Source organism: Streptomyces sp. NPDC004732, assembly GCF_040609235.1.
Lineage (GTDB): Bacteria > Actinomycetota > Actinomycetes > Streptomycetales > Streptomycetaceae > Streptomyces.
This window is the reverse complement of sequence record NZ_JBEXJR010000001.1, coordinates 821,655-846,906: the sequence shown is the minus strand read 5'-3', so window position 1 is coordinate 846,906 and position 25,252 is coordinate 821,655. Positions and strand designations below refer to the sequence as shown.

Here is a 25,252-nt window from a genome sequence, read left to right as displayed (position 1 = left end):
CCGTAGAAGAAAGCAGGTCGTCATGGATTCCAGCCCGTCCACCTCGCCCGCCCCGTCCACCTCGTCCACCTCGTCCGCGTCCGTCGCGAGCGCCGCCTCCTCCGTCACGTGCACCGCCTCCTCCGCGGCAGCAGAAACCTCCTGCCCGTACGCCCCGGTGCAGTGGCCGTTGTCCCGGCGCGGTGACGTCGTACCCGCCGAGTGCGAGGAGTTGCGCAGGGACAGTCCCATCGCCCGGATCCGGACCCTCACCGGCGACGACGCCTGGCTGGTGACCAGTTACGCGCTGGCCCGGCAGGTGCTGGAGGACGATCGCTTCAGCCTGCGCGACACCGCGGCCCCCGACGTACCGCGCCAGTACGCCCTGACGATCCCCGCCGAGGCCGTCAACACCATGGGCAACGTCAACAGCGCCGGTCTGCATCAGGAAGTACTCCGGGCGTTCGGGCCCAGGACAGGACCGGCGTCCGCGCAGTGGATGTCCCGGCGGGCGCACGACCTCGTCGACGTCATGGTCGAGGAAGGGGCCCCGCTGGACCTGCGGCAGCGGTTCGCCGAACCGTACTCCGCCGCCCTGGTCTGCCAAGTGCTCGGCCTGCCCTACAAGGACGGGCTGCGGCTCATGTCGGGGCTCGACCTCGGCTTCGTCACCAGCCCCGTCGTGTTCGACGGCTGCACCGCCAACTGGGACAAGGACTTCGCCTTCGTCCTCCGGCATGTGCGTGCCCCGCGCAACGATCAGTGCGGACTCATCCGGCGGCTGTGCGAGCTGCGGGACGATGCGCAGCGTGACGGCGGTGACCTGACCGACGAGATGATCGCCGCCACGGTCACCTCCCTGTTCGGGGCCGGTGCCATGAGTACGTACGTCTTTCTGCTGCACGCCGTGCTCACCCTGGTCCAGCACCCGGATGTGGTGGAGCGCCTGCGGAAGAACCCCCAGGCGATGCCGCGCGCGGTGGAGGAGCTGATGCGGTGCACCCTGTCGATCGGCGACGGACTGCCCCGGATCGCCCGGGCCGACGTCCAGGTCGGCGAGGTCCTGGTGCGGGCGGGGGAGCTGGTCCTGGTCTGCGTCGAGGGGGCGAACTTCGACCCTCGGCAGTTCCCGGACCCCGAGCGCTTCGACCTCGACCGCACGGGCAACAACCACCTGTCGTTCGGGGCAGGTCGCCATTTCTGCCCCGCCTCCGCGATCTCCCGCGTACACGCCGCCGAAGCCCTCACCGTCCTCGTGGAGCGCCTGCCGCGGCTGCGACTCGCCCTGCCTGCCGACCAGTTGGTGTGGCGCACGGGCAACATCAAGCGGGTTCCCGAGAGGCTTCCCGTTCTGTGGTGAGCCTTCTGCTTCGGCTGCGGGCGGCGGGCCAGGCAGCCGCTGCGCGGCCCACTCCAGGCAGGCGGATACGCCCCGCTTGCCGCGGGCTCACGGATCGAGAGAGGCGCGTCGGCGAGGAACGGCCGTTATTCCAGCCACATTCCGTCGCGCATGATGACTCTCCCGCGTAGTTCCGGCTCGCCGCGCCAAGCGCGCACAGTCCTCGGGGCCACGCGTACATAGAGAAAGGAACCCTCTTCCACGCGTGGATCCCACCCGAACTTGTCGGCGAAGGCCTCCGCTGCGTCTCCGGGCACCTCCTGGTCCGGGAAGCACTCCGCCTCCCCCTGGAGGAGCACCACGTCGAAGGTGTCCGGTAGCGCCAGGCGCACGCGCGGCTCTTTGCGGACGTTCCGCGCAGTCACGGAAGTGGCGCTGGTGCACATCCACACTGCTCGTCCATCCCACAAGAACCACAGCGGCACCTGGTGCGGCCCGTGATCAGGGTGAGCCGTCGAGACCCATACATCCCGCTCGCTAACGAGCCGCTCCAGAGCGTCGCGCATACGTTCCGCTGTCTGGCGGCGAACGATTCCCGTGGTCTCCATGCGGAGCGACCCTAGCCAGCAGGGGCGAAGCGCGCCTGAGGCGCAGGACCTACTCCCAGCGACCGATGAGCCCCTCACCTTTTGACTAGGGGCAACCAACTTCGGTGCTCAGGGTGGCCAGCTGAAGTGCTCAGTCACGCTTGTCTCCGGTAGTGGCTGGCTCGTGATCGCGCCTGGTGGCTGCGTCGCCAGCCAGCGGGCCCAGGACGCGTAGCGGCGGATCTGGTGCTCATCCAGTCCGGCCAGCCCCTTCTCACTTTGGAAGGTCTCCTCCACCCGCCATCTGGAACCTGCGACGTTGACCAGGGTGGCCAGAGATGCCGACGTGGTGGAGTGGCAGCGGTAATAGGCGAGTTCACCGGTGGTGCGGTGCCGATGCGGTGTCCAGTGTCCAGGAACCGTTCGATCATCACCCGGGCCAGTTCCGGCTTGGTCGCGAAGACGGTGTCCTCGCTGAGCCCCGCGGCCCGGCAGCGGTCCGGATCGCAGGTCCAGGAGTGCGGGATGTACAGCTCTCGGTCCACCGCCGCGTGCCCGCTGGCGCTGGACCCCGACGGTGCGTGTGCCCTTCTTCACGTCGCCGGTCTCGTCGACGACCAGCACTGCGGCCTCGTCGTGGAGGTGCTCGACGACGTATTCGCGTACGTCGTCGCGGACGGCCTCGGCATCCCAGGCGGCCCTGCACAGCAGATGCTGCATGCCGTGCGGGGTGGCCTCCCCGGCTCACTCTGCGATCGTCCAGCAGTTCTTGCGCGGCAGGTCCGACAGCAGGCCCAGCACCAAGCGCTTGGCCCGGAGGCGGGGTTCGACCCGCGCGAACCGCCCGGCTATCCGGCTCATCAGGCCGTCGAACGCCTCCTGCCAGCGGGCGGGGTCTACGCTGTGATCTGCGGCTACCGCGTGATCGTTTGTCTTCACACACCGATGATCGACGTGGCCGCACCCGTCTCCACAGCGCGTCAGGGTCGGCAGCGTCCGCATGCGGTCCTGTGTCAGGAGGACATGTGCAACGTGGCGAAGTCTGGTGGGTCGAGTTCGACGAGCGGCGGCCGGTCGTACTGCTGTCGGAAGGCGACGCGTCCGGGATCCGGGTGATGCAGGTCGTGGCTCCGGCGGGCGTCGACATCAGCGGTCTGGGCGTCGAAGTGGCAGTAGGCGCCATGGAAGGACTGCCCTTTGAAGGCGTGCTGCGGTTCGCGTTCCCGTGTCCGGGCTTTACCCCTTGCACGTGGCTGACCACCGTGTCCCGGGACGACCTGATCGAGCGGGCGGGCGCCCTGCCCTACGCGAAACTCAACGAGATTGAGGATGCCCTCCGACTCGCTGGACAGGCGAAGGAGCGGAGCCCGGCGACGACCGAGAGGCTCAGCGAATTGAGGGACGCCCTCCGTCTCGGTGGACTTGAGTAGTCGGGCAGACGGAGAAGGAACGGCCACACTCTCGGTGGCGTGGTCGATCTCGCCCAGATGATCGACACTGACCACCTGTCTCCTTGGCGCCCCTCACCATCGAGATCACGATCTACAGCTGGGGTACTAGCCGCATCGGGCGCGCAGATCGGCTATGGCATTCTCGAAGTCGGCGAGCGACTCGAAGGCGCGGTACACCGAAGCGAATCGCATGTAGGCCACCGGGTCGAGCTCGCTGAGCGGCTCCAGGACGGCCAACCCCACTTCGTGCGTGGAGAGTTGCGCGCTTCCGGTGGCCCGCACGTTCTCCTCCACCTGCTGGCCGAGCCGATCGAGCATGTCCTCGGTGATGGGGCGGCCCTGGCACGCCTTGCGGACGCTGCTGACGATCTTCGTACGGCTGAACGGCTCGGTCACGCCGCTGCGTTTGACCACCAGCAGGGAGTACGTCTCCACCGTGGTGAATCGGCGCTGGCAGTTCGGGCACTGCCTCCGGCGGCGAATGGAAGTCCCTTCATCGGTCGACCGGCTGTCGATGACGCGACTGTCGGGGAGCCTGCAGAAGGGGCAGCACACCGTTCAGGTCCTTTCCGATTCCCTCGGACGGTTGGGATGTCTTCCGGTGTCCATCCGACTGTCCACCCGACCGTGAGTCGACCTTGATCCTAACGGATCGTCAGAGTCACCCCCGAGGGCCGGGCGCAAGTCCCAGGTTCTGATAGATCTCCGTCGTCACCGTTGAGAAATTCATGGTCATGAAGTGAAGTCCCGGTGCTTCCTCCGCGATGAGCCGACGGCACATTTCGGTGGCGTGTTCAATCCCCAACGACCGCACCGAGGCAGGGTTTTCCGCCGCGACGAGCATGCGATCGGCGAGCCGCGCGGGAAATGTCGCCGTGGAGAGGTCGGGTATTCTCCGCAGGGTTCGCAGGGTGGTCACGGGCATGATCTCGGGAATGATGGGCGTGTCGCATCCGGCGTCGGCGACCAGGTCGCGAAAGCGCAGGTACTCGTCTACGTCGAAGAACATCTGCGTGATGGCGTAATCCGCGCCTGCCCGGCATTTTTCGACGAAATGCCTGATGTCGCTCGCGCGATCACCGGAACGCGGATGCATTTCCGGGAACGCGGCGACTCCGACGCAGTAGTTTCCCGATTCCTTGATGAGGGAGACCAGTTCGGCCGCGTGGTCCACCCCTTGGGGATGCCTGGACCAGGCGCCGAGCGGGTCACCCGGCGGATCGCCCCGAAGAGCGAGAATATTGCGAACTCCCTGGTCGGCGTAGTGCCCGAGGATGTTCCTCAGCTCGGCGACGCTGTGCCCGACGGCGGTGAGGTGTGCGACGGGTGTCAGTGTCGTCTCTTGCGCGATGCGCCCGGTGACATTGATGGTCCGGCCCCGCGTGGAACCGCCGGCGCCATAGGTCACCGAAACGAAAGTGGGTGACAGCGCTTCCAGTTTGCGGATGGCCTTCCAGAGTCCGGTCTCGGCCTCCGGGGTGCGCGGAGGCATGAACTCGAAGGAGTAGGAGCGGTCGCCCCGGGAAAGCAGATCGCGAATGGATTGTGCACTGTCCGGTCGTGTGCTTGGGGTACCGAGAGCCATGTGGGAAGCCTAGACGTCTTGTGAACTCCGCACGAGAGAAGTCCACTTGTCGGTACGAAGTCGAATGTGCCGTCCGCGCTGTACAGCGCGAATGGGTATCCGTCATCATTTCCTCATGAGTTCCTACACCGCTCTTCCTTCCGCAGCCCTGTCCTGGGGGCGATGCGGCGTCATGGGAATCGTCAATGTGACGCCCGACTCGTTCTCCGACGGCGGTCTGTGGCTGGACCCGGGGCGTGCCGTCGCGCACGGCCTCGAACTGATGGCCCAGGGCGCGGACTTGGTTGACGTCGGGGGTGAGTCGACGCGCCCCGGAGCGTCGCGCATCACCTGCGAGGAGGAACTGCGGCGCGTACTGCCGGTGGTGCGGGGACTGGTCGAGGGAGGGGCTCTGGTGAGTGTGGACACCATGCGGGCCCGGGTGGCGCGGGCCGCGGTGGACGTCGGGGCCTGCCTGATCAACGACGTGAGCGGCGGGCAGGCCGATCCCGACATGGCCGGAGTCGCCGCGAGGAGCGACGTCCCGTACGTGGTGATGCACTGGCGCGGGCACTCCGCGGCCATGGACGGTCTTGCCTCCTACGACGACGCGCGCATCGACGTCGTACGCGAGGTGGAACGGCAGGTCGACGCCGTGGTGTCGGCCGGTGTCGACCCCGGCCGGGTGATAGTCGATCCCGGCCTCGGATTCGCCAAGGACCGTGACGACGACTGGGAGTTGCTCGCCGGGATCGACGAGCTGACGGCTCTCGGATTCCCCGTGCTGGTGGGCGCCTCCCGCAAGCGGTTCCTGGGGACCCTGCTGGCGGACCCGGTGACGGGCACGCCCCGCCCCGCCCGTGGGCGTGACGCTGCCACCACCACCGTCTCCGGCTGGGCGGCGGCCCGGGGCGCCTGGGCCGTGCGGGTCCACGAGGTGGCGGACTCGGCCGACGCGGTGCGCGTCGGCTCGGCACTGCGCCGGGTGGAGACGCGGGACCGCCGCCGGGTACGGACAGCGGTGATGTCGAGTCACTGACATGGTCCATTCGGTCGTGTCGGCCGGCACGGCGTGCCGGTGTCGGGGCGGACACCTGAATCCCGCCCCGACACCGGCACGCATCGCGCCGTCAGGACGCGTTCAGGACGGTCAGGACGCAGCCGTCCCGATCTCCTCACGGACCGTCCTGGCCGCCGTGACCAGGTTCTCCAGGGAGGAGCGGGTCTCGGGCCAGCCGCGGGTCTTCAGGCCGCAGTCGGGGTTGACCCAGAGCCGTTCGGCGGGGATGGCGTCGAGTCCCTTGCGCAGCAGGGCGGCGGCTTCCTCGGCGCTGGGGACGCGCGGGGAGTGGATGTCGTAGACGCCGGGGCCCGCCTCGCGGGGGTAGCCGTGGGTGGCGAGTTCGCGGGCGACCTGCATGTGGGAGCGGGCCGCTTCCAGGCTGATGACGTCCGCGTCGAGGTCGTCGATGGCCTGGACGACGTCGCCGAACTCGGCGTAGCACATGTGCGTGTGGATCTGGGTGTCCGGCCGCACCCCGCTGGTGGAGACGCGGAAGGACTCGGTGGCCCAGGCCAGGTACGCGGGGTGGTCGGCGGCGCGCAGCGGCAGCGTTTCGCGCAGTGCGGGCTCGTCGACCTGGATGACCGAGGTGCCTGCCGCCTCCAGGTCATTGACCTCGTCGCGCAGGGCGAGGGCGACCTGGCGGGCGGTGTCGCCGAGCGGCTGGTCGTCGCGGACGAAGGACCAGGCGAGCATGGTGACGGGGCCGGTGAGCATGCCCTTGACCGGGCGGTCGGTGAGGGAGTTGGCGTACGTCGTCCAGCGCACCGTCATCGGCTCGGGGCGCGAGATGTCACCGGCCAGGACCGGCGGGCGGACGTAGCGCGTGCCGTACGACTGGACCCAGCCGTGCTGGGTGGCGAGGTAGCCGGTGAGCTGTTCGGCGAAGTACTGCACCATGTCGTTGCGCTCGGGCTCGCCGTGCACCAGGACGTCGATGCCGGTCTTCTCCTGGAAGGAGATCACGTCCTGGATCTCGGTCTTGATGCGGTCCTCGTAGCCCGCCGTGGTGATGCGCCCGGCCCGCAGGTCGGCGCGGGCCGTGCGCAGTTCGTTGGTCTGCGGGAACGAGCCGATGGTCGTCGTCGGCAGCAGCGGCAGGCCGAGGTGGGCGCGCTGGGCGGCGGTCCGCTCGGCGTAGGGCTGGGAGCGGCGCGCGTCGGCGTCGGTGACGGCACCGGCGCGGGCCCGGACGGCCGGGTCGTGGGTGATCGGCGATTCGGCGCGCGAGGCCAGGTCCGCCTTGTTGGCCGACAGTTCGGCCGTGATGGTGTCGGTGCCCTGGGCCAGCCCCTTGGCGAGCGTGGCCACCTCGTTCGTCTTCTGCCGGGCGAAGGCGAGCCAGCGCAGGATCTGCGGCTCGATGTCCCGTTCGAGGGCCGTGTCGATGGGGACGTGGAGGAGGGAGCAGGAGGTCGCCACGTCGACCCGCTCGGCGAGCCCGAGCAGCGTGCCGAGGGTGGTGAGGGACTTGGCCAGGTCGTTGATCCAGATGTTGCGGCCGTTGACGACACCGGCGACGAGCCGCTTGCCGGGCAGACCGCCGACCGCGGCGAGGGCGTCGAGGTTCGCGGCGGCGGCCTCGGTGAAGTCGAGGGCGAGGCCCTCGACCGGGGCCTTGGCGAGCACCGGGAGGGCGTCGCCGAGCCGGTCGAAGTACGAGGCGACGAGGAGCTTGGAGCGGTCGGTGAGGGCGCCGAGGTCGCGGTAGGCGCGCTCGGCCGCGTTCAGCTCGGCCGGGGTGCGGTCCTGGACGAGGGCCGGTTCGTCGAGCTGGACCCATTCGGCGCCCGCCGCGCGCAGGTCGGCGAGCACCTCTGCGTACACCGGAAGGAGGCGGTCGAGGAGGGTCAGCGGGTCGAAGTCGGCGGCCACCCCGGGGGCGGGCTTGGCGAGCAGGAGGTAGGTGACCGGGCCGACGAGCACGGGCCGCGCCGTCAGGCCCAGCGCCTGGGCCTCCTTGAACTCGGTGACCTGCTTGGTGGAGTCGGCGGTGAACACCGTGCCGGGACCCAGCTCGGGCACCAGGTAGTGGTAGTTGGTGTCGAACCACTTCGTCATCTCCAGCGGCGCCACGTCCTGCGTGCCGCGCGCCATGGCGAAGAACCCGTCGAGCGCGTCCGCGTCGACCGCGGCGCGGTGGCGCTCGGGGACGGCGCCGACCATGACGGTGGTGTCCAGGACGTGGTCGTAGTACGAGAAGTCGCCGGTGGGGACTTCGCCGATGCCCGCGTCGGAGAGTTCCTGCCAGTTGGCGCGGCGGAGGTCGGCGGCGGTGCTCCGGAGGGCGTCGGCGGTGACGCGGCCCTTCCAGTAGCCCTCGATGGCCTTCTTGAGCTCGCGGTTGCGGCCCTGGCGGGGGTAGCCGTACACGGTGGCCCGTGCTGCCGCGGCTGCGGTCTTGGTGGTCACGGAGATCTCCTTCGAGAGACGTATCCCGGGGATCCCGGAGACCTGCGTGGCCAAGAAGGAGTGACATACCGGCGGGTACCGTCTCGCGCGGCAAGGCGCGGTCATCCGCTCGCTATGTACGCCGACCCGCCCTCGAGGTCACCGGAATATCCGCGCACGAATGGCTCGGGCACGGACAGCGGGCAGGTCTTCGGACTCGCGGGCGCATCCTCCCGGGGGAGGACACCTACTGGCCGTCGCTTCCCAGGTCCCGTTCGTCGGGGCCCAGTGCGTGATGACGGCGGTCGTTCCCACTCACCGCTGCGGGGCAGTCCCGGATTCCCACCGGGTTCCCTCTTGCGACGCTCCCGTCTGGCGGACGGGGCGAACCAGCTGCGCCGATCACCCTACGGGGTGGCGGTGGAGCAGTGCTAGGGCCGCCGGATTCCGGAAGGTCACTTCGAACGCTCGTCCACCGGCACGGCGCCACGCGGCAGCCGGGGCTCCACCAGCGGACGGAACAGCTTCCGCACCGGCGGAGTCGACAGCAGGAACACCGTGGTGACGACGCCGAGGGTGAGGAGGACCTGGCCGACCGCGCCCAGGTCCTTCAGGACCGGATACAGGCCCGCCGCCTCGCCCGCGCGGATCAGCAGGCCGTGCAGGAGGTACGGGTACATCGTGGCGGCGCCGAGAGCGGTGAAGGGCGTGCGGCGTCGGGGCACACAGGCGAAGAACGCGGCGACCAGCACCGCGCTGAGCGCGAAGATGCCGACGCGCACGGCGAGGTACTGCGGCCAGCTGATGTCGAGCTCCGTGTAGCCGACGTCCATGGACAACCAGTGCTCGTCGGGCGCGGGCATCCACAGATACGCCGCGACCACGGCGCAGACCAGCGCCACCACGCCACAGCGGCGGGCCGCCTTCGTGCGCAGGAGGGCGAAGTGCTCCGGGCGCAGGTTCATGCCGAGGACGAACCAGGGCAGGAACATCAGCACGCGCGGCAGCGCCAGGTCGTAACCCATCGTCGTGAGACCGGCCGCGAGGGAGACCACCACGGCGATCGGCACCGGGTGGCGGACCGCCCGCCACAGGGGTGTGCTCAGCCGCCAGAGGAACAGGGCGACGAGGAACCAGCAGAGGTAGGTGGGTTCCGTGGGGGTGAAGGTGTACGGCTCGCCCCGCACCGCGCTGTACGTGGCGGAGTACGCCGCCTCGAACAGGAGGTAGGGGATCAGCACCCCTTCGATCAGTTTGCGCACCTGGTCGGGGCGGCCGGTGAAGCGCTGCGAGAAGTAGCCGCACAACAGGATGAACGCCGGCATGTGGAAGGCGTAGACCACGGTGTGGACCGCCTGCAGCGTGTGCGTGCCGGAGACGATCTGTTCCCAGGAGTGGCCGAGGGCGACCAGCACGATCAGGAGGAACTTCGCGTTGTCGAAGAACGGATCGCGCGAGTCGAGCGGCTTCCGGGTGTTCTGGGGGGTGTTCTGGTTGGTACGCAGGCGTGTGGGGGTCGGCATCCGCATCAGGCCTTCGACCTCCCTGCCGTCGGAGACTCCACCGGCTGCCAGGGAGCCAGACGACCTCCTCCACGTCTGGCATGGGTCCAGTACAGGCGGCTGTCGAGGCCGAGCATGGTGAGCACGACGCCGCCCGACGCCAGCGGAGCGCTCGACGGCGCGCCCGCCGGGAGTACCCCGGTGTGGTTCCACTGCGGCCGGTTCCTTGCGACGCCCGACGTGCCCCAGGCCGTGGCGACATCGCCCGTGGCCGTCCGGGCCGCGAGCAGGACACCGCCCCAGTCGTCCGCGGTGACGCTCACCGGGCCGTAGCCGCCCGCCCCGCCCAGATCGGTGGCGGCCACCGACGTGTGCGCGGTGGAGGACGACCGGCGCGCCCGGCCCGGCTCCGCCGTGAAGGGCGTGAGGCTGTCCGCGTGCAGGCGGGCGGAGCCCACGTCCCCGGAGGCGGGGATGCGGTAGAAGACCCGGACGCCGTCGTCGTCGGGCCGGACGGTCAACGGCAACGTGGTCGCCGGAAGGCCGGTGGCCAGCGGGCCGCGCACGTCCGCGCCCGGCTCGTCCTGGATCCAGGCCAGGACGCTGTGCGGGGTCGCGGCAAGGAAGTAGGCGCGTCCGGCGCGGTCCTTGGCGGCGACCGGATCGCTGTGCACGGCCTCACCGCCCAGGCCGCGCCAGGGAGTCCACGTGCCGTCGGACCGCTGGACGCGCGCGGTCAGCCGGCGGCTGCTGTCGCGCACGAACACGGACATCGTGCCGTCGTCGTGCGCCACGACCGCGGGCGCACTGATGTCGTTCGTACCGACCTCGCCGGACAGCTCGGGGCTGTCCAGCGACTGCCAGGGGCCGAAGGGCTTGCCCGGGGCCTGCTGGGCGATAAATCCCACTTCCTTGCGGTATGCGGCGGGCTGGTCACCGAACAGCGTACGGGTACCGAAGACGGCGATACGTCCGTCGGGCAGCGCCACCGGCCGCACGCCCGTGTCGATTCCGGTCTCCGCCCGGAACACGGGCCCCTTCCACCGGCTCGCGCTCCACCGCCCGCCCTTGCCGCCAGGCCGGTGCCAGTGCGCGATCCGGCCGTCCAGCACGGCGAAGGCCCACAGGCTGTCGTCCTTGCCCGCGAGCAGCCAGTCGGCGCCGGTCTCACCGGCGTGGTGGATGCTGTGCGACCAGCGGGGCTTGGGGCTCGCGGCGACCTTGAGGTCACCGCAGCCCGCAGAGTCCTTGCAGGTGTCCTGCGGGGCGTCTCCCCAGGAGTACGTTTCGAGCGTGCGGGCCTTGGACGTGCCGGACGCGGGGTCGAGCGCCTGCTGGACGAACCGGGCGCCGAAGCGGTGGTCCTGGTGGTCGGAGCACTTGAGGTTGCGGTCCAGACGGCCCGGCGTCGGGTTCTGCATCCGGACCTGCGTCGGCCGGAACCGCTCCAGATAGCCGGTCACCGTCCGGATCGGCTGTTCCTCGGTGTACGAGAAGTCGCGGGTGACCGGACCCTCGTGCGCCAGCTGCGAGCCGAGCACGCCGACCCGGCCGTCCCAGAGCCCGTGCAGGCTGTGCGGCCGGTCACCGGCGATGCTGCCCGCCTCGTGCAGCAGCGTCCACACCAGGTTGATGTGGGGATACCCCTGCAACGTGTCGAGCTCCGCCTGCCCGCCGCCCGCCGTCGGGATGACGGAGCGCCGCCAGGGGTGCTCCGGCCGTCCCGTGACCATCTCGGCGTAGGCGGCGCGAATGCCGTTCTGCCGCGCTTTGGCGTACTTGCGCTCGTCGCGCGCGGGTCGGGGCATGCCCCGGAACGTGCCCTTCCTGGGGGCGTTCACGCCGTTGGACTCGCCGGACGTCAGATAGATCGTCGTCGGGGTGGGCGATGATCTGCAGGACCGATTCCTCGGTCCTGGGCTGCGGCCCTGAGGTCGCCCACGTACCCGTGGGGCCCGCCGTGCTCATGTCCGGTGACTGATGCGGGGTGACGGGCACGTCGCCGCCGTCACCCTTCGAGCGGACGACCATGCCTATGCCGATGCCTGCGGGCGCCACGACACCCAGCACGGTGGCCGTGAGGACATTGCGACGGGTTGCGCGCGCGAGAATGCGCTTTTCGGGGGGCATGGGTGGGCTTGCCTATCTGCATCCGACGTACCGGCCACTCGGCCAGCAGCTGCGGCTGGTGGCTCCTTGATCACGGGGGAAGATGACCTGCGAAAGCGGCGGGTTGTCCTCAGTGATCTTCCTCACGGCGCCGGGCGGGTAGCTTCTCCGCGGTGACGTGGACAGAGAAGCGGGGCCTCGCGCCGATGACCGACGGGGCGCAGTTGCGGTGGACGGCGCTGGAAGGCGGCGGGCGGGACGCAGGTCGGGGCGGCGGGCGGGGTGGTGGGCGGCCGACGCCTGTGGTCCTGCTGCACGGTGGCCCCGGGTTGCCCGATTACCTGGGTGAAGTCGCCGCCATGGTCGCGGACTTGGCGCCCGTGTACCGGTACGACCAGCGCGGGACGGGCCGTTCGCCGTGGCGCGGGCGCCACACCCTCGCCCGGCACGTCGGCGATCTCGCCGAGCTCCTCGACGCGTGGGACGCGCCCCGGGCCGTGCTGATCGGGCACTCCTACGGCGCCGACCTGGCCGCCCGGTTCTGCCTCGCCCACTCGGACCGGGTGGCCGCGGCGCTGCTGATGTGCGGGCCGTTCGTCGGTGACTGGCGTGCCGGGGACCGGGCGGAACGGGGGCGCCGCACGACCCCGGCGCAGCAGGAACGGCTCCGCGTACTGGAGGAGATGCCGCGCCGCACGGAGGAGCAGGAGGTCGAGCTGCTCACCCTGGCCTGGTTCACCGACCACGCCGACGTCGAACGCGGCCGGCAGTGGGCGGCCGAGGGTGCCCGTCGGCGGCGTCCGGTCAATTGGACCATGAACGCCGAACTCGGCGAGGAGGGGCGTGCGGACCCCCTCGACGGACATCTGGACGAGCTGCGCGAGCGGCTGCCCGCGCGGACGGAGCTTCTCGGTGGTGCCGACGACCCCCGCCCGGTCTCGGCGCTCGACACGCTGGCGCGCTCGCTCGACGTTCCGCTGACCCGGGTCGAAGGCGCCGGTCATGAACCGTGGCTGGAGCGGCCCGACGCTGTGCGCGCGCACCTGCGGGGTTTCGTGCGGGGTGCGGTCGGCGCGTAGGGGTGCGGTCGGCGCGTAGGGGATGAGGAAGGGCCGGGTGGATCTGACCCGGCGCTCCTATTGCACATATATTGCAAGTGCATGAGTTGTGCAGAAGGAGCGTGCAGTGAGCAAACCTGTGGTGCTGGGGATCGAGTCGTCCTGCGACGAGACCGGCGCGGGAATCGTGCGGGACGGGAAGCTGCTCGCGCACGTGGTGGCGTCGAGCATGGACGAGCACGCGCGGTTCGGCGGCGTGGTGCCGGAGATCGCCGCCCGCGCGCACCTGCACGCCTTCAACCCGGTCGTCCGGCAGGCCCTCGACGAGGCCGGTCTGCGACTCGGTCAGATCGACGCCGTCGCCGTCACGACCGGCCCCGGCCTGTCCGGAGCCCTGCAAGTGGGGCTGGCCGGTGCCAAGACCCTGGCCTACGCGGCCGGGGTCCCGCTGTACGGGGTGCACCACCTGGCCGGGCACGTCGCCGCCGACACGCTGGAGCACGGCCCGCTGCCCGACCCCTGCGTGGTGCTGATCGTCTCCGGCGGGCACACCTCGCTGCTCCTGGTGCGGGACCTGGTGCGCGAGCCGATCCTGCACCTGGGGGACACGCTCGACGACGCGGCGGGCGAGTGCTTCGACAAGGTCGCCCGGATCCTGGGGCTGCCCTATCCGGGCGGGCCCGCGATCGACCGTGCGGCGCGGGACGGGGATCCGCGGGCGGTGGCGTTCCCGCGACCGCTGACGCGCCCGGGAGACGATCCGTACGCCTTCTCCTTCTCCGGGCTCAAGACGGCCGCCGCACGGTGGGCCGAGCAGCATCGTCTCCGGGGCGAGGAGCCATCGGTGGCCGACGGGGCCGCCGCGCTGCAGGAGGCCGTCGCGGACGTGCTGACCCGCAAGGCGCTCGCGGCCTGTCGCGCGTACGACGTGAAGACGCTGGTCGTGGTCGGCGGCGTGGCGGCGAACTCGCGGGTGCGCGGCCTGGCCGAGCAGCGGTGCGCGGCCGCGGGGATCGAACTGCGGGTGCCGCCCATGACGTTGTGCACCGACAACGGCGCGATGATCGCGGCCGTCGGCGACCTGCTGGTGCGCTCCGGGGCCGAGCCCGCGCCGCTCAACGTGTCGATCGACCCGTCCGCGCCGCTCGACTACGCCTCGCTCACTCCGGTGCCCTCTGTCGGCAGGGCCGCCTGATGGCCACCGTCATCGAAGCCGTCTCCGGAAGCCGTCTGCTGTCGTACGCGGAAGGCATCCGCACGGCGTACGTGGACGCGTTCGGAGGCGCCCCCTGGGGGGAGGGGCCCGAGCACGCCGACGGCTACCTGCGGCGGCTTGCGGAGGACGTGCACCGGCCGGGGTTCACCGCCGCGCTCGCGCTGGACGGGGACAGAGAAGGGGGCGCGGGCGACGGGGAGGCCGTCCTCGGCTGGGCCACCGCCTGGACGACTCCGCGGCCCTTCCCCACCAGCCGCTGCTACCCGCAGATCTCGGCCGCCCTCGGCGAGGACCGCACGGCCGCGTGGCTGTGCGGCGCCCGCGAGGTGGACGAGCTGGCGGTCGCCTCCCGGGCCAGGGGCACCGGCGCGGGCTCCGGGCTGCTGGACGCGGTGACCAGGGACCGAGCCGACGGCCGCTGCTGGCTGCTGACCTCGGTGGCGGCCGGAGCGGCCCGCACCTTCTACGAGCGGGCGGGCTGGACACCGGTCACCCATCCCGCCGCCGGAGGCGCGGGTCTCGCGGCCTACCTCGGCCCACGGCACCCGGCCGGTGCCGCCGCGCCCCGTCCCCTCTGACCTTCTCCGACCTCCTCCGGCCTCCCGCCTCAGCGCTCGACGGTGAGCGGCGCGTACGCGTCGGGGCGGCGGGTCGCGAGGAACGGGAAGAGCTCCAGCCAGTCGCGGCGGGCGTCGAGATCGAGATCGGCGACCAGTACGGCGGGCTCGTCGCGCGGGGCCTGCGCCAGGACCCGCCCGTAGGGGTCGACGATGAATGAACTCCCGTAGAAGGTCAGCCCGTTCTCCGACCCGATCCGGTTGGGCACCACCATGAACGTCGCGTTGGCGATCGCGTTGCCGGTGATGACCTTCTGCCAGATCGGCTGGGTGTCGAAGCCGGGGTGGCCGGGCTCGGAGCCGATGGCGGTCGGGTAGACGAGGACGTCGGCCCCGGCCAGCGAGTAGGCGCGGGCCACCTCCGGGAACCACTGGTCCCAGCAGGTGGGAAGGCCGAACCGCGCCTCGTCGACCTGCACCAGCGGGAAGGCGTCCGCACCGGCCGGGCCCTGCCGGAACCAGTGGTCCTCGTAGTAGCCCTCCGAGACCGGGATGTGCGTCTTGCGGGTCCGCTGGGCGAGGCTGCCGTCCGGGGCGACGAGGATCGCGGTGTTGTAGCCGAGCCCGTCGTCCTCGCCGCCGGGTGCCGGAGCCCGCTCGTACAGCGAGGCGTGCACGTACACGCCGCACTCGCGTGCCGCCTCGGCGGCGAAGGTGAACGTCGGACCGGTGAGCAGGTCCTCCGGCTCGGCCGGAGCGGGGTGGTCGGCCTTGCGGACCACCGCGAAGTACGGCGACAGCGTCAGCTCCTGGAGGCACACCACCCGCGCGCCCTCGGCCGCCGCGAGACGGATGCCTTCGAGCAGGGCCGCGCGGTGCTCGGCGGGGTCGCGGTGCCAGCGCTGCTGCACGGCGGCCACCCGGAGCGGGGCGCGCTCGGCGGGACGGGTCCTGGTCGGGGACGCGGGCGGGTTGTACGCGGTGATCAGGCGCATGACGACATCCAGTCGAGTAGCAGGGGAGTGGAGCGGGGGAAGGGGAGGGAAAGGGGGGAGGGCGTGGCACGGAACCGCGCAACGCATTGCCGGAACGTTCCGGCACAGCCGAATGTAGACCGTGCCGGAACGTTCCGGCAAGGCTGGCCCCGTACGTCTACACTTCGGGCACGTGAATGCCCGTACCGTCACCCTCCTCGACGTCGCCCGCGCCGCCGGAGTCTCCAAGAGCACCGCATCCGACGCCCTCCAGGGCTCGGGCCGCGTCGCGGAGGCCACCCGCGAGCACGTCCGCGAGGTCGCCGCCCGCCTCGGCTACCGGCCCAACAGCGCCGCGCGCCGCCTCCGCCGCGCCAGCACCGGAGCGATCGGACTGCACCTGCCGCAGACCGCGACGCGCCTCGACTACTACATGAACCTCGCCTTCGGGGCCGTCTCCCGCGCCCAGGAGGAGGGGCTCGACGTCGTCCTGCTCGCGCCCGCCACCGGTGCGCACGGGCCGCTCGCGTCACGTGTCGACGGGCTCCTCGTCATCGACCCCGAGATCGGCGACCCCGCCGTGCCCGGACTGCTCGGCGCGGGCATCCCCGTCGTCACCGGCGAGCGCTATCTGGGGTCGGCCCCCGCCCCCAGCGGCGCGGTCATCTGCGACAACTCCGCCTCGCTGACTGCCCTCCTTGACCACGTGCACGGCCGCGGCGCCCGCCGCCCCGCCCTGTTGGCGCCCGCCGACACCTCCGCGTGGGCCGCCGCCCTGCACGCCACGGCCGCCGACTGGGGGCGTGCGCACGGGGTGCCGGTGGAGGTCCGTACGGTCTCCTTCGCCGCCACGGCCCGCGAGGCGGAGCAGGCCACGCTCGCCCTGCTCGCCGCGGCGCCGGAGATCGACGCCGTGATCTGCGCGCCGGACGGTGCGGCGCCGGGAGTCCTCCACGCGGCGGCCACCCGGGACCGCGTCGTGGGCCGGGACTTCTACGTGGCCGCCTGCGTCGACGGAACCGCCACCCGCAGCGCGGGCCCGCCCGTCACCGCCGTCGACCTGCGCCCCTCGGCGTACGGCCGTGCCTGCGCGGAGCTCCTCTGCGACATCCTCGCGGAGCGCGCCGATCCGGCGGCGGTCCGCACCCATCAATGGGCCCTTGAGGCCCGCGCCTCGACCCTCGGCGGGGCTTGATCCGGATACGCGACGGCCGGGGTCGGAACGGCGTCGGCGTCGGCGTGACGTGATGGGATGTACCGGTACGCAACGGGACTTTCGGAGGCAGCCCATGACGACTCCCGGCCCTGGTCCCGAACCCGGCCCCGGCCCCGTAAAGCCCGAGCAGCAAGCTCTCTTCGGGTGGTCGCACACCGCTCCGGAGGAAAGCGCTCCGGAGGAAACCGGCCCGGCAGGCCCCGCCCGCGCCCCCGGAGCCGGTGCGTTCCGGGACGGTCCGGAGGTGCGCCGGATGCTCGATGTGCGCGAGGTGTACGCCGAGCCCGCCGCCCTCGACTCCCCGCGCGGTCAGCAGATCATGTCCCGGTTGTCGCCGGACGTGCGCGTGACCGAGGTCGACGGGCACTGGCTCATTCCCTCGCTGCACGGCAACGACGGCAACATCGGCCGATGGGTCCGGATCAAGACCGAGACGCTCGTCCTCGGGGTCAAGCACACGCTCGCCACGCGCCCCAACGGCCGCTCCGCGGACTGGATCGCCCCGGGCCCCTCCAACGGGTGCGCGATGGCCTGCGCCTACTGCTACGTCCCGCGCCGCAAGGGCTACGCCAACCCCATCACGCTCTTCACCAACATCGAGGCGATCGTCGCCCACGTCCGGCGCCACGTGCGGGCCCAGGGCCCGAAGGCCGAGCCCAACCAGTGCGATCCCGAGGCGTGGGTCTACGACATCGGCGAGAACGGTGACTGTTCCGTCGACGCCCTGGTCTGCGACAACACCGCTGACCTCATTGCCGCTTTCCGTGGCATGCCGACCGCCAAGGCCTCCTTCGCGACCAAGTTCGTCAACCCCGATCTGCTCGCGCTCGACCCACAGGGGCGCACCCGCGTGCGCTTCTCCCTCATGCCTGCCGACGACGCCCGGCTCCTCGACATCCGCACCAGCCCGGTCGGCGAACGGATCGCCGCCGCCGCGGACTTCCTCGACGCCGGGTACGAGGTGCACTTCAACCTCTCGCCCGTCGTGCTGCGCCAGGGCTGGCAGCGGGACTGGGCCGAGCTGCTCGACCACCTCGACGACGTCCTGCCCGCCCGGGTGAAGGCGCAGGCCGCCGCCGAAGTCATCATGCTGACGCACAATCAGGGGCTCCACGAGGTCAACCTGGGCTGGCATCCCCGCGCCGAGGACGTGCTGTGGCAGCCGGACGCGCAGGAGACCAAGCGGTCACAGAACGGCGCACTCAACGTGCGCTACGCCCAGGAGATCAAGAGGCAGGCCTTGGCGCGGATCCAGCAGCTGCTTGCGGCGCACGCTCCCTGGCTGCGCATCAGGTACGCCTTCTGACGTTCCGGATAACAGCGGAAAACTGTAGAGGATCGTTACCTCTTGCACGTACGGGTGATATGGGGCGTATCGGTTCGTAGGGCTGGGGAGTCACTGGGCGGCTCGCATTGATCGTCGAGTCGCAGGCAACTCAGCCCGGATGAAAGAGAGTTCACATGCGTCGCTCCGCCGCCGTCATCCTCGGTGCCGTCACGCTGCTCGGGGTCCTCGCGGTGCCCGCCAGCGCGGTGCCGGACCCCGTCGCGACCGTCGACTGCCTGACGCAGTCGGCCGGTGACGTCACGGCCCTCGTCGACCCGGCGAGCCTCGGCGTTCCGGCGGAGGTGCCGGGCGCGGCATGTCTGGCTCCGTGACGGTCGAGGACGGCCTGCAGGCGGTCTGAACGGGAGGCGGTCCTGAACGGACCGCCTCGCCCGCTCACCGTGCGGTGGGGCAGGCCCTCAACCGCCCCACCGGTAACCGTCGCCGAAGAGAAGCGTGTGCTCCAGCACGTCCTCCATCGGGTCGTCGATCTGGCCGGTGTTGACCAGCGCGACCACGGGTGCGTTGTGCGAGTTCTCGTGCGTCTCGTCGGCGTGTGCCGTGCCGGAGCACAGGACGGCCGGTGCGGCCGCCACTGCTGCGACCAGGGTCCAACGGGACATCTTCTGCACCCAATTGCCGTTCACTGCGGCCTCCTTGGAGCGTGCGCGTACGGGCCCGCGGTCGCGGCCCGCTCACGGGGTGTAACCCGGACACGGTCAGGAAGTCACCGATCGTCACCGACGATCATACGAACGGGTTGTCGCTCTCCCGTCGCCCGAATGAACCAATCTCCCTAGCTCGTAAGGCTGTTGTATGTTCCGTCGCGCTCTGGTTCTCGCTCTCGTCGCCCTCGCCGCTGCCGCGGGTCCGGCGGTCGCCGTCGCCCCGGCCAATCCCGGCCCGCTGCCGATCCCGCTGCCCGTCGCCGACACCGTGGTCAATGAGGGGGTGACCGTCGAAGGGCCGCTCATCAACAACTTCGGCCTGCCGACCGTGTGGTGAGGCGCGGTGCCGCCGGGGTCAGGCGCGCAGCTCCGGTGGGAAACCCGTCCAGCGCAGTTCTTCGGGGAGGTGCCGCATGTCGTTGTAGAGCGCCAGTGAAGCCGGGCGGCCCGGGGTGTAACGGATGACCGTCAGGGCCGCGTTGCAGTGGTTCAGGCCCAGCCAGCGTGCGGGTGGGGCGTCGAGAGCGGCGCGGACCAGCCAGCCGGTCAGGAAGTTGTGCGTGACGAGGAGTTCGTGGCGCGCTGCGTCGCCGGGGACGGGGCCGGTGAACCGGGTCAGTGCCTCGGCGGCCAGGGCGGGGCCGTCCTCGCGTTCCGCCGCGGGGAACTGGGCCAGGCGCTCCAGTGTCGCGTCGGCCGTTTCCGGGGGCAGCTCTTCCTTGTACGGGATGTAGGGGAGGTAGTCGCCCGCCGGGGCCGAGCGGACCAGGGGGGCGTTGCTCTTCAGCTGGTCGGATATCAGGGCGGCGGTCTGTTCGGCCCGGGGGAGCGGGCCGTGGTGGATCGCCGCGAAGGGGATGTCGCGGAGTCGCTCGCCGAGCAGGACCGCCTGCCTGAGGCCTGCCTGCGTCAGCCCGCTCTCGTCGGGCGTGGCCTCGCCGTGCCGGGTGATGTAGAGGTGACGCGTGGCGGTCGGACCGGTCGTGGGAGTGATCATGCGGGGAGGGACGCCCCGCGTTCCGTACCGGTTCCGGCCGCCCCGAACGGAAGAGCCCTGCACAGGCCCCCGCAAAGCCATCCGTAAGGTGGCCGGACACCACCGAAGAGGAGCGTGACATGTCCGCCGCCGAACGGAATTCTTCCGCCCTGCTGGGTCTCGACGCCATCAAGGGTGACCTCGCCGCCCTCTACCGCGATCTGCACGCCCATCCGGAACTCTCCTTCGAGGAGCACCGCACCGCGGCCGAAGCCGCCCGCCGCGTCGCCTCGTACGGGTACGAGGTCACGACCGGCGTCGGCCGCACCGGTGTGGTCGCCGTCCTGGAGAACGGCGCCGGGCCGACCGTCCTCCTCCGTGCCGACATGGACGGGCTGCCCGTCACCGAGCGGACCGGGCTGCCGTACGCCTCCGGCAACGACGGCGTGATGCACGCGTGCGGGCACGACATGCACGTCACCTGTCTGCTGGGCGCCCTGAAGCTGCTCGCGGACGCCCGCGCCGACTGGTCGGGCCGGATCGTCGGGGTCTTCCAGCCCGCCGAGGAGGTCGCGAAGGGCGCGCAGGCCATGGTCCAGGACGGCTTCTACGAGCGGTTCGGCGTGCCGGACGTCGTGCTCGGGCAGCACGTCGCGCCGCTGCCCGCCGGGATGATCGGGGCGCACCCCGGGCCCGCCTTCGCGGCGACCGACTCCCTGCGCGTGCGGATGTTCGGCAAGGGCGCGCACGGCTCGCGCCCCGAGACGTCGATCGACCCCGTGGTGATGGCCGCCGCGACCGTGATGCGGCTGCAGACGATCGTGTCCCGGGAGATCGCGGGCGGCGAGACGGCCGTGGTGACCGTCGGCTCGCTCCAGGCCGGGACGAAGGAGAACATCATTCCCGACGAGGCCGAGCTCAAGATCAACATCCGGACGTACACGCCCGAGGTGCGGACGAAGGTCCTCGCCGCCGTCGAGCGCATCGTCAAGGGCGAGGCGGCCACGGCGGGGGCGGAGCGGGAGCCCGAGATCACGGAGATCGACTCCTTCCCCGTGCTCTACAACGACGCCGACGCGGTGGAGCGGACGACGGCCGCCATCGGCGCGGCGATCGGGGCGGAGCGCGTCTTCGACCCCGGTCCTGTGACCGGCAGCGAGGACGTCGGGTACTTCGCGACCTCGGCGGAGCGCCAAGTCCCGCTCTGTTACTGGCTGTTCGGCGGCGCCGACCCGGCGGAGGTCGCGGCCGCCCAGAAGGCGGGGACCTTCGAGCGGGACATTCCGTCCAACCACTCGCCGTTCTTCGCCCCGCTCGTCGAGCCGACCCTCACCACCGGGGTCACCGCGCTGACGACGGGCGCGCTGGCGTGGCTGGGCGGTCGGCCGTCGCAGTGACGGCCGACCGCGACCAGCGGACGGAGGGGGCGACGAGGGCTCAGGCCTCGTCGCCGCCGTCCTCCAGGTTGCCCTCGGTCTCCAGGTAGGCCTGCCGCAGCGCTTCGAGCACCGCCGGGTCCGGCTTCGCCCACATGCCGCGCGACTCCGCCTCCAGGAGGCGCTCCGCGATGCCGTGCAGGGCCCAGGGGTTGGCCTCCTGGAGGAACTCGCGGTTGGTCGGGTCCAGGACGTACGTCTCGGTGAGCTTGTCGTACATCCAGTCGGCGACGACGCCCGTCGTGGCGTCGTACCCGAACAAGTAGTCCACGGTGGCGGCGAGTTCGAAGGCGCCCTTGTAACCGTGGCGGCGCATCGCCTCGATCCACTTCGGGTTGACCACGCGCGCGCGGAACACCCGCGAGGTCTCCTCCACCAGGGTGCGCGTGCGGACCGTCTCGGGGCGGGTCGAGTCCCCGATGTACGCCTCCGGGGCCGTGCCCCGCAGCGCGCGCACGGTCGCCACCATGCCGCCGTGGTACTGGAAGTAGTCGTCGGAGTCCGCGATGTCGTGCTCACGGGTGTCCGTGTTCTTCGCGGCCACGGCGATGCGCTTGTACGCCGTCTCCATCTCGGCGCGGGCCGGGCGGCCTTCGAGCCCGCGGCCGTACGCGTAACCGCCCCACACCGTGTAGACCTCGGCGAGGTCCGCGTCGGTGCGCCAGTCGCGGGAGTCTATGAGCTGGAGCAGGCCCGCGCCGTACGTGCCGGGGCGCGAACCGAAGATGCGGGTGGTGGCCCGGCGCTCGTCGCCGTGCTCGGCCAGGTCGGCCTGGGCGTGGGCGCGCACGTAGTTGCGGTCGGCGGGCTCCTCCAGGGAGGCCGCGAGCCGCACCGCGTCGTCGAGCAGGCCGATCGTGTGCGGGAACGCGTCGCGGAAGAAGCCCGAGATGCGCAGCGTCACATCGATGCGCGGGCGGCCCAGCTCCTCGTACGGGACGGCTTCCAGACCGGTGACGCGGCGTGACGCGTCGTCCCAGACGGGGCGGATGCCGAGCAGCGCCATCGCCTCCGCGACGTCGTCGCCCGCGGTGCGCATGGCGCTCGTGCCCCACAGGGACAGACCCACGGAGGTGGGGTACTCGCCGTTGTCCTGCTGGTAGCGCTCGACGAGGGAGTCGGCCAGGGCCTGGCCCGTCTCCCACGCGAGGCGGGAGGGGACGGCCTTCGGGTCGACCGAGTAGAAGTTCCGGCCGGTCGGCAGGACGTTGACCAGGCCGCGCAGCGGGGAGCCCGACGGGCCCGCCGGGACGAAGCCGCCGTTCAGGGCGTGCACGGAGTGGTCGAGCTCGGCGGTGGTGGCCGCCAGGCGCGGGACGACCTCGCGGGCCGCGAACTCCAGGATGGCGGCGACCTGGTCGCCGTGGTCCGCGGCCACGGAGGCCACGGCCGCCGGGTCCCAGTCCGCGTCGTCCATCGCCTGGACCAGGGCGCGGGCCTTGTCCTCGGCCTCGTCGGCGGTGACGCGCGTCGCCGCCGACTCGTCGAGGCCGAGCGCCTCGCGCAGGCCCGGCAGCGCGGTCGTGCCGCCCCAGATCTGGCGGGCGCGCAACACGGCGAGCACGAGGTTCACGCGGTCGGCGCCCGCGGGCGGGTTGCCCAGGACGTGCAGACCGTCGCGGATCTGCATGTCCTTGATCTCGCAGAGCCAGCCGTCGACGTGCAGCAGGAAGTCGTCGAAGCCGTCGTCGTCCGGGCGGTGCTCGAGACCCAGGTCGTGGTCGAGCTTGGCGGCCTGGATGAGCGTCCAGATCTGCGCGCGGATCGCCGGGAGCTTCGCCGGGTCCATGGAGCTGATCTGGGCGTACTCGTCGAGGAGCTGCTCCAGGCGCGCGATGTCGCCGTAGGAGTCGGCGCGCGCCATCGGCGGCACCAGGTGGTCGATGAGCGTGGCGTGCACACGGCGCTTGGCCTGCGTGCCCTCGCCCGGGTCGTTGACCAGGAAGGGGTAGATCAGGGGCAGGTCGCCGAGCGCGGCGTCGGGGCCGCACGCCGCGGAGAGGCCCGCGTTCTTGCCGGGCAGCCACTCCAGGTTGCCGTGCTTGCCGAGGTGGATCATCGCGTCGGCGCCGAAGCCGTTGTCGGACGCGGGCGCCGCGATCCAGCGGTAGGCGGCCAAGTAGTGGTGCGACGGCGGCAGATCGGGGTCGTGGTAGATCGCGATCGGGTTCTCGCCGAAGCCGCGCGGCGGCTGGATCAGGATGAGGAGGTTCTCGCGGCGCAGGGCCGCGAGCACGATGTCGCCCTCCGGGTCGCCGCCCTGGCCGACGCGGGACCGGTCGAGGAACATCTCGCCGGGCGGCGGGCCCCAGTGCTGCTCGACGGAGTCGCGCAGTTCCTCGGGCAGGGTCGCGTACCACCGCTTGTAGTCGGCGGCGGGGATGCGCACCGGGTTGGCGGCGAGCTGCTCCTCGGTGAGCCAGTCCTGGTCGTGGCCGCCTGCGTCGATGAGCGCGCGGATCAGCTCGTCGCCGTCGCCGGAGACCAGGCCGGGGATGTCGGCCTCGGGGCCGAAGTCGTACCCCTCGGCGCGGAGTCGGCGAAGGAGCTCGACGGCGGATGCCGGGGTGTCCAGGCCGACCGCGTTGCCGATGCGGGAGTGCTTCGTCGGGTACGCGGAAAGCACCAGGGCGATGCGCTTGTCGGCGGCCGGGATGTGCTTGAGGCGCGCGTGGCGCACGGCGATACCGGCGACGCGGGCCGCGCGCTCGGCGTCGGCGACGTACGCGGGCAGACCGTCCTCGTCGATCTCCTTGAAGGAGAAGGGGACCGTGATGAGGCGGCCGTCGAACTCCGGCACCGCGATCTGGCTCGCGGCGTCGAGCGGCGAGACGCCCTCGTCGTTCTCCTGCCAGGCCGAACGCGACCCGGTCAGACAGAGCGCCTGGAGGATCGGCACGTCGAGCCCGGTCAGCGCACCCGCGTCCCACGACTCGTCGTCGCCGCCCGCGGAGGCCTCGGCGGGCTTGGTGCCACCGGCCGCGAGGACCGTCGTCACGATGGTGTCGGCGGCCCGCAGCGCGTCGATCAGCTCGGGCTCGGGGGCGCGCAGCGAGGCCACGTACAGCGGCAGTGCCCGGGCGCCCGCGTCCTCGATCGCGCCGCACAGCGCGTCCACGAACGCGGTGTTGCCGCTCATGTGGTGGGCGCGGTAGTAGAGCACCGCCACGGTCGGGCTGTCAGTGCCTTCGGCGCCGTCGGCGCGGGCCGTGCGCTCCAGCGGGCCCCACGACGGGGCGGGGGCGGGCGGCTCGAAGCCGTGGCCGGTGAGCAGCACGGTGTCGGAGAGGAAGCGGGCCAGCTGCTCCAGGTTCGCGGGGCCGCCGTGCGCCAGGTAGGCGTGCGCCTCGGCGGCGATGCCGACCGGCACGGTCGAGGAGGCCATGAGCTGGGCGTCGGGTGCCTGTTCACCGGTGAGCACGACCACAGGGAGACCGGTGGCGATGAGCTGGTCCAGGCCGTCCTGCCAGGCACGGACGCCGCCGAGGAGACGGACGACGACGAGGTCGACGCCGTCCAGCAGCGCGGGCAGTCCTTCGAGGTCAAGACGGGAGGGGTTGGCGAACCGGTAGTCGACCGGACCCCCCGCCGCGCGGGCGCTGAGCAGGTCGGTGTCGGAGGTCGACAACAGCAGAAGCATGCGGGCGCAGGCCTTCCTCGGGGTGTCCGCGCCCCGGGTGGTCGTATGGACGGCAGGAGTTCCTGGCTCGCCCCACTCGGGTGGGGCTCACAGTGGCGGGACCGCGCCGGATTCACACCGGGCTTCCTCCTTCGGGTCCTGGTGGACCCACGCCGTCGCTGGCGTCGACGGACTTGGTAGCCCGCCGCCTGCATAGTAA

20 protein-coding genes, 2 pseudogenes and 2 riboswitches are annotated in these 25,252 nt (G+C 71.4%); of the genes and pseudogenes, 11 read left to right on the top strand and 11 right to left on the bottom strand.

Annotated elements, in window-relative coordinates:
• The first annotated feature begins 22 nt into the window (after window positions 1-22).
• On the top strand, window positions 23-1,339 hold the full coding sequence (locus ABZV77_RS03495; protein WP_356249779.1) for a cytochrome P450: 1,317 nt from the start codon (window positions 23-25) through the stop codon (window positions 1,337-1,339).
• Between the two features lie 125 nt (window positions 1,340-1,464).
• Here the strand turns inward: ABZV77_RS03495 and ABZV77_RS03490 are convergent, their stop codons facing one another.
• Window positions 1,465-1,926: a pyridoxamine 5'-phosphate oxidase family protein gene (locus tag ABZV77_RS03490; protein ID WP_356249777.1), complete on the bottom strand. Its 462-nt coding sequence runs from the start codon at window positions 1,924-1,926 to the stop codon at window positions 1,465-1,467.
• A 134-nt stretch (window positions 1,927-2,060) separates the two neighbouring features.
• Window positions 2,061-2,766: pseudogene (locus tag ABZV77_RS03485) on the bottom strand (transposase).
• 164 nt (window positions 2,767-2,930) lie between these two features.
• On the opposite strand from ABZV77_RS03485, the gene ABZV77_RS03480 reads away from it, so the two are divergent.
• Entirely contained in the window at window positions 2,931-3,335 is a 405-nt protein-coding gene (locus ABZV77_RS03480; RefSeq protein ID WP_356249775.1) for a type II toxin-antitoxin system PemK/MazF family toxin, read from the top strand.
• A gap of 141 nt (window positions 3,336-3,476) precedes the next feature.
• Here ABZV77_RS03480 and nrdR read toward each other — a convergent pair.
• A pseudogene (gene nrdR / locus ABZV77_RS03475) lies at window positions 3,477-3,911 on the bottom strand (transcriptional regulator NrdR); the annotation flags it as partial.
• 106 nt (window positions 3,912-4,017) lie between these two features.
• A complete protein-coding gene (gene metF, locus ABZV77_RS03470; protein WP_356249773.1) occupies window positions 4,018-4,941 on the bottom strand; it encodes a methylenetetrahydrofolate reductase [NAD(P)H] in 924 nt (307 codons plus the stop codon).
• A gap of 115 nt (window positions 4,942-5,056) precedes the next feature.
• Here metF and folP point away from each other — a divergent pair, with 115 nt between their 5' ends.
• Complete coding sequence (gene folP / locus ABZV77_RS03465; protein ID WP_356249771.1) at window positions 5,057-5,959, top strand: dihydropteroate synthase; 903 nt, start codon at window positions 5,057-5,059, stop codon at window positions 5,957-5,959.
• Between the two features lie 111 nt (window positions 5,960-6,070).
• On the opposite strand, the gene metE is transcribed toward folP, so the two are convergent.
• The 3 genes from metE to ABZV77_RS03450 form a co-directional block, all read right to left on the bottom strand.
• Window positions 6,071-8,395 (bottom strand): 5-methyltetrahydropteroyltriglutamate--homocysteine S-methyltransferase, encoded by a 2,325-nt coding sequence (gene metE, locus ABZV77_RS03460; protein ID WP_356249769.1) that lies wholly within the window; start codon window positions 8,393-8,395, stop codon window positions 6,071-6,073.
• A gap of 163 nt (window positions 8,396-8,558) precedes the next feature.
• Window positions 8,559-8,783, bottom strand: a riboswitch (cobalamin riboswitch).
• A 46-nt stretch (window positions 8,784-8,829) separates the two neighbouring features.
• Window positions 8,830-9,903: an acyltransferase family protein gene (locus tag ABZV77_RS03455; protein WP_356249767.1), complete on the bottom strand. Its 1,074-nt coding sequence runs from the start codon at window positions 9,901-9,903 to the stop codon at window positions 8,830-8,832.
• The gene (locus tag ABZV77_RS03450) at window positions 9,903-11,684 is read right to left on the bottom strand and encodes a PIG-L family deacetylase (RefSeq protein WP_356249765.1); all 1,782 of its coding nucleotides are present in this window, start codon (window positions 11,682-11,684) and stop codon (window positions 9,903-9,905) included. The genes ABZV77_RS03455 and ABZV77_RS03450 overlap by 1 nt, the downstream gene beginning before the upstream one ends.
• A 474-nt stretch (window positions 11,685-12,158) precedes the next feature.
• On the opposite strand from ABZV77_RS03450, the gene ABZV77_RS03445 reads away from it, so the two are divergent.
• The 3 genes from ABZV77_RS03445 (at window position 12,159) to ABZV77_RS03435 (ending at window position 14,837) form a co-directional block, all read left to right on the top strand.
• Entirely contained in the window at window positions 12,159-13,064 is a 906-nt protein-coding gene (locus tag ABZV77_RS03445) for an alpha/beta hydrolase (RefSeq protein WP_356249763.1), read from the top strand.
• A 118-nt stretch (window positions 13,065-13,182) separates the two neighbouring features.
• Window positions 13,183-14,238: a tRNA (adenosine(37)-N6)-threonylcarbamoyltransferase complex transferase subunit TsaD gene (tsaD, locus tag ABZV77_RS03440; protein ID WP_356250176.1), complete on the top strand. Its 1,056-nt coding sequence runs from the start codon at window positions 13,183-13,185 to the stop codon at window positions 14,236-14,238.
• A complete protein-coding gene (locus ABZV77_RS03435; protein ID WP_356249761.1) occupies window positions 14,238-14,837 on the top strand; it encodes a GNAT family N-acetyltransferase in 600 nt (199 codons plus the stop codon). Before tsaD ends, ABZV77_RS03435 begins: the two co-directional genes overlap by 1 nt.
• 29 nt (window positions 14,838-14,866) lie before the next feature.
• Here ABZV77_RS03435 and ABZV77_RS03430 read toward each other — a convergent pair whose 3' ends face one another.
• Window positions 14,867-15,811 (bottom strand): carbon-nitrogen hydrolase, encoded by a 945-nt coding sequence (locus tag ABZV77_RS03430; protein ID WP_356249759.1) that lies wholly within the window; start codon window positions 15,809-15,811, stop codon window positions 14,867-14,869.
• Window positions 15,812-15,983: 172 nt separating this feature from the next.
• Between ABZV77_RS03430 and ABZV77_RS03425 the strand changes: the two genes are divergently transcribed.
• The 3 genes from ABZV77_RS03425 to ABZV77_RS03415 all read left to right on the top strand — a co-directional run bounded on the left by ABZV77_RS03425 (window position 15,984) and on the right by ABZV77_RS03415 (window position 18,665).
• Window positions 15,984-16,985, top strand: coding sequence for a LacI family DNA-binding transcriptional regulator (locus ABZV77_RS03425; protein WP_356249757.1), 1,002 nt, complete (start codon window positions 15,984-15,986; stop codon window positions 16,983-16,985).
• Window positions 16,986-17,079: 94 nt separating this feature from the next.
• Entirely contained in the window at window positions 17,080-18,312 is a 1,233-nt protein-coding gene (locus ABZV77_RS03420) for a spore photoproduct lyase family protein (RefSeq protein ID WP_356249755.1), read from the top strand.
• Window positions 18,313-18,467: 155 nt separating this feature from the next.
• The gene (locus ABZV77_RS03415; RefSeq protein WP_356249753.1) at window positions 18,468-18,665 is read left to right on the top strand and encodes a hypothetical protein; all 198 of its coding nucleotides are present in this window, start codon (window positions 18,468-18,470) and stop codon (window positions 18,663-18,665) included.
• A gap of 87 nt (window positions 18,666-18,752) precedes the next feature.
• Here the strand turns inward: ABZV77_RS03415 and ABZV77_RS03410 are convergent, their stop codons facing one another.
• The gene (locus ABZV77_RS03410; protein WP_055565872.1) at window positions 18,753-18,956 is read right to left on the bottom strand and encodes a hypothetical protein; all 204 of its coding nucleotides are present in this window, start codon (window positions 18,954-18,956) and stop codon (window positions 18,753-18,755) included.
• Between the two features lie 193 nt (window positions 18,957-19,149).
• Between ABZV77_RS03410 and ABZV77_RS03405 the strand changes: the two genes are divergently transcribed.
• Window positions 19,150-19,338 carry a hypothetical protein gene (locus tag ABZV77_RS03405; RefSeq protein WP_356249751.1) on the top strand — a complete coding sequence of 63 codons (189 nt, stop codon included), beginning with the start codon at window positions 19,150-19,152 and terminating at the stop codon, window positions 19,336-19,338.
• Window positions 19,339-19,356: 18 nt separating this feature from the next.
• Here the strand turns inward: ABZV77_RS03405 and ABZV77_RS03400 are convergent, their stop codons facing one another.
• Window positions 19,357-19,998 (bottom strand): histidine phosphatase family protein, encoded by a 642-nt coding sequence (locus ABZV77_RS03400; protein WP_356249749.1) that lies wholly within the window; start codon window positions 19,996-19,998, stop codon window positions 19,357-19,359.
• Between the two features lie 119 nt (window positions 19,999-20,117).
• Here ABZV77_RS03400 and ABZV77_RS03395 point away from each other — a divergent pair, with 119 nt between their 5' ends.
• Window positions 20,118-21,374, top strand: coding sequence for an amidohydrolase (locus ABZV77_RS03395; RefSeq protein ID WP_356249747.1), 1,257 nt, complete (start codon window positions 20,118-20,120; stop codon window positions 21,372-21,374).
• Between the two features lie 40 nt (window positions 21,375-21,414).
• Here ABZV77_RS03395 and cobN read toward each other — a convergent pair whose 3' ends face one another.
• Window positions 21,415-25,053 carry a cobaltochelatase subunit CobN gene (gene cobN / locus ABZV77_RS03390; protein ID WP_356249745.1) on the bottom strand — a complete coding sequence of 1,213 codons (3,639 nt, stop codon included), beginning with the start codon at window positions 25,051-25,053 and terminating at the stop codon, window positions 21,415-21,417.
• 33 nt (window positions 25,054-25,086) lie between these two features.
• Window positions 25,087-25,225: riboswitch (cobalamin riboswitch) on the bottom strand.
• Between the last annotated feature and the right edge of the window lie 27 nt (window positions 25,226-25,252).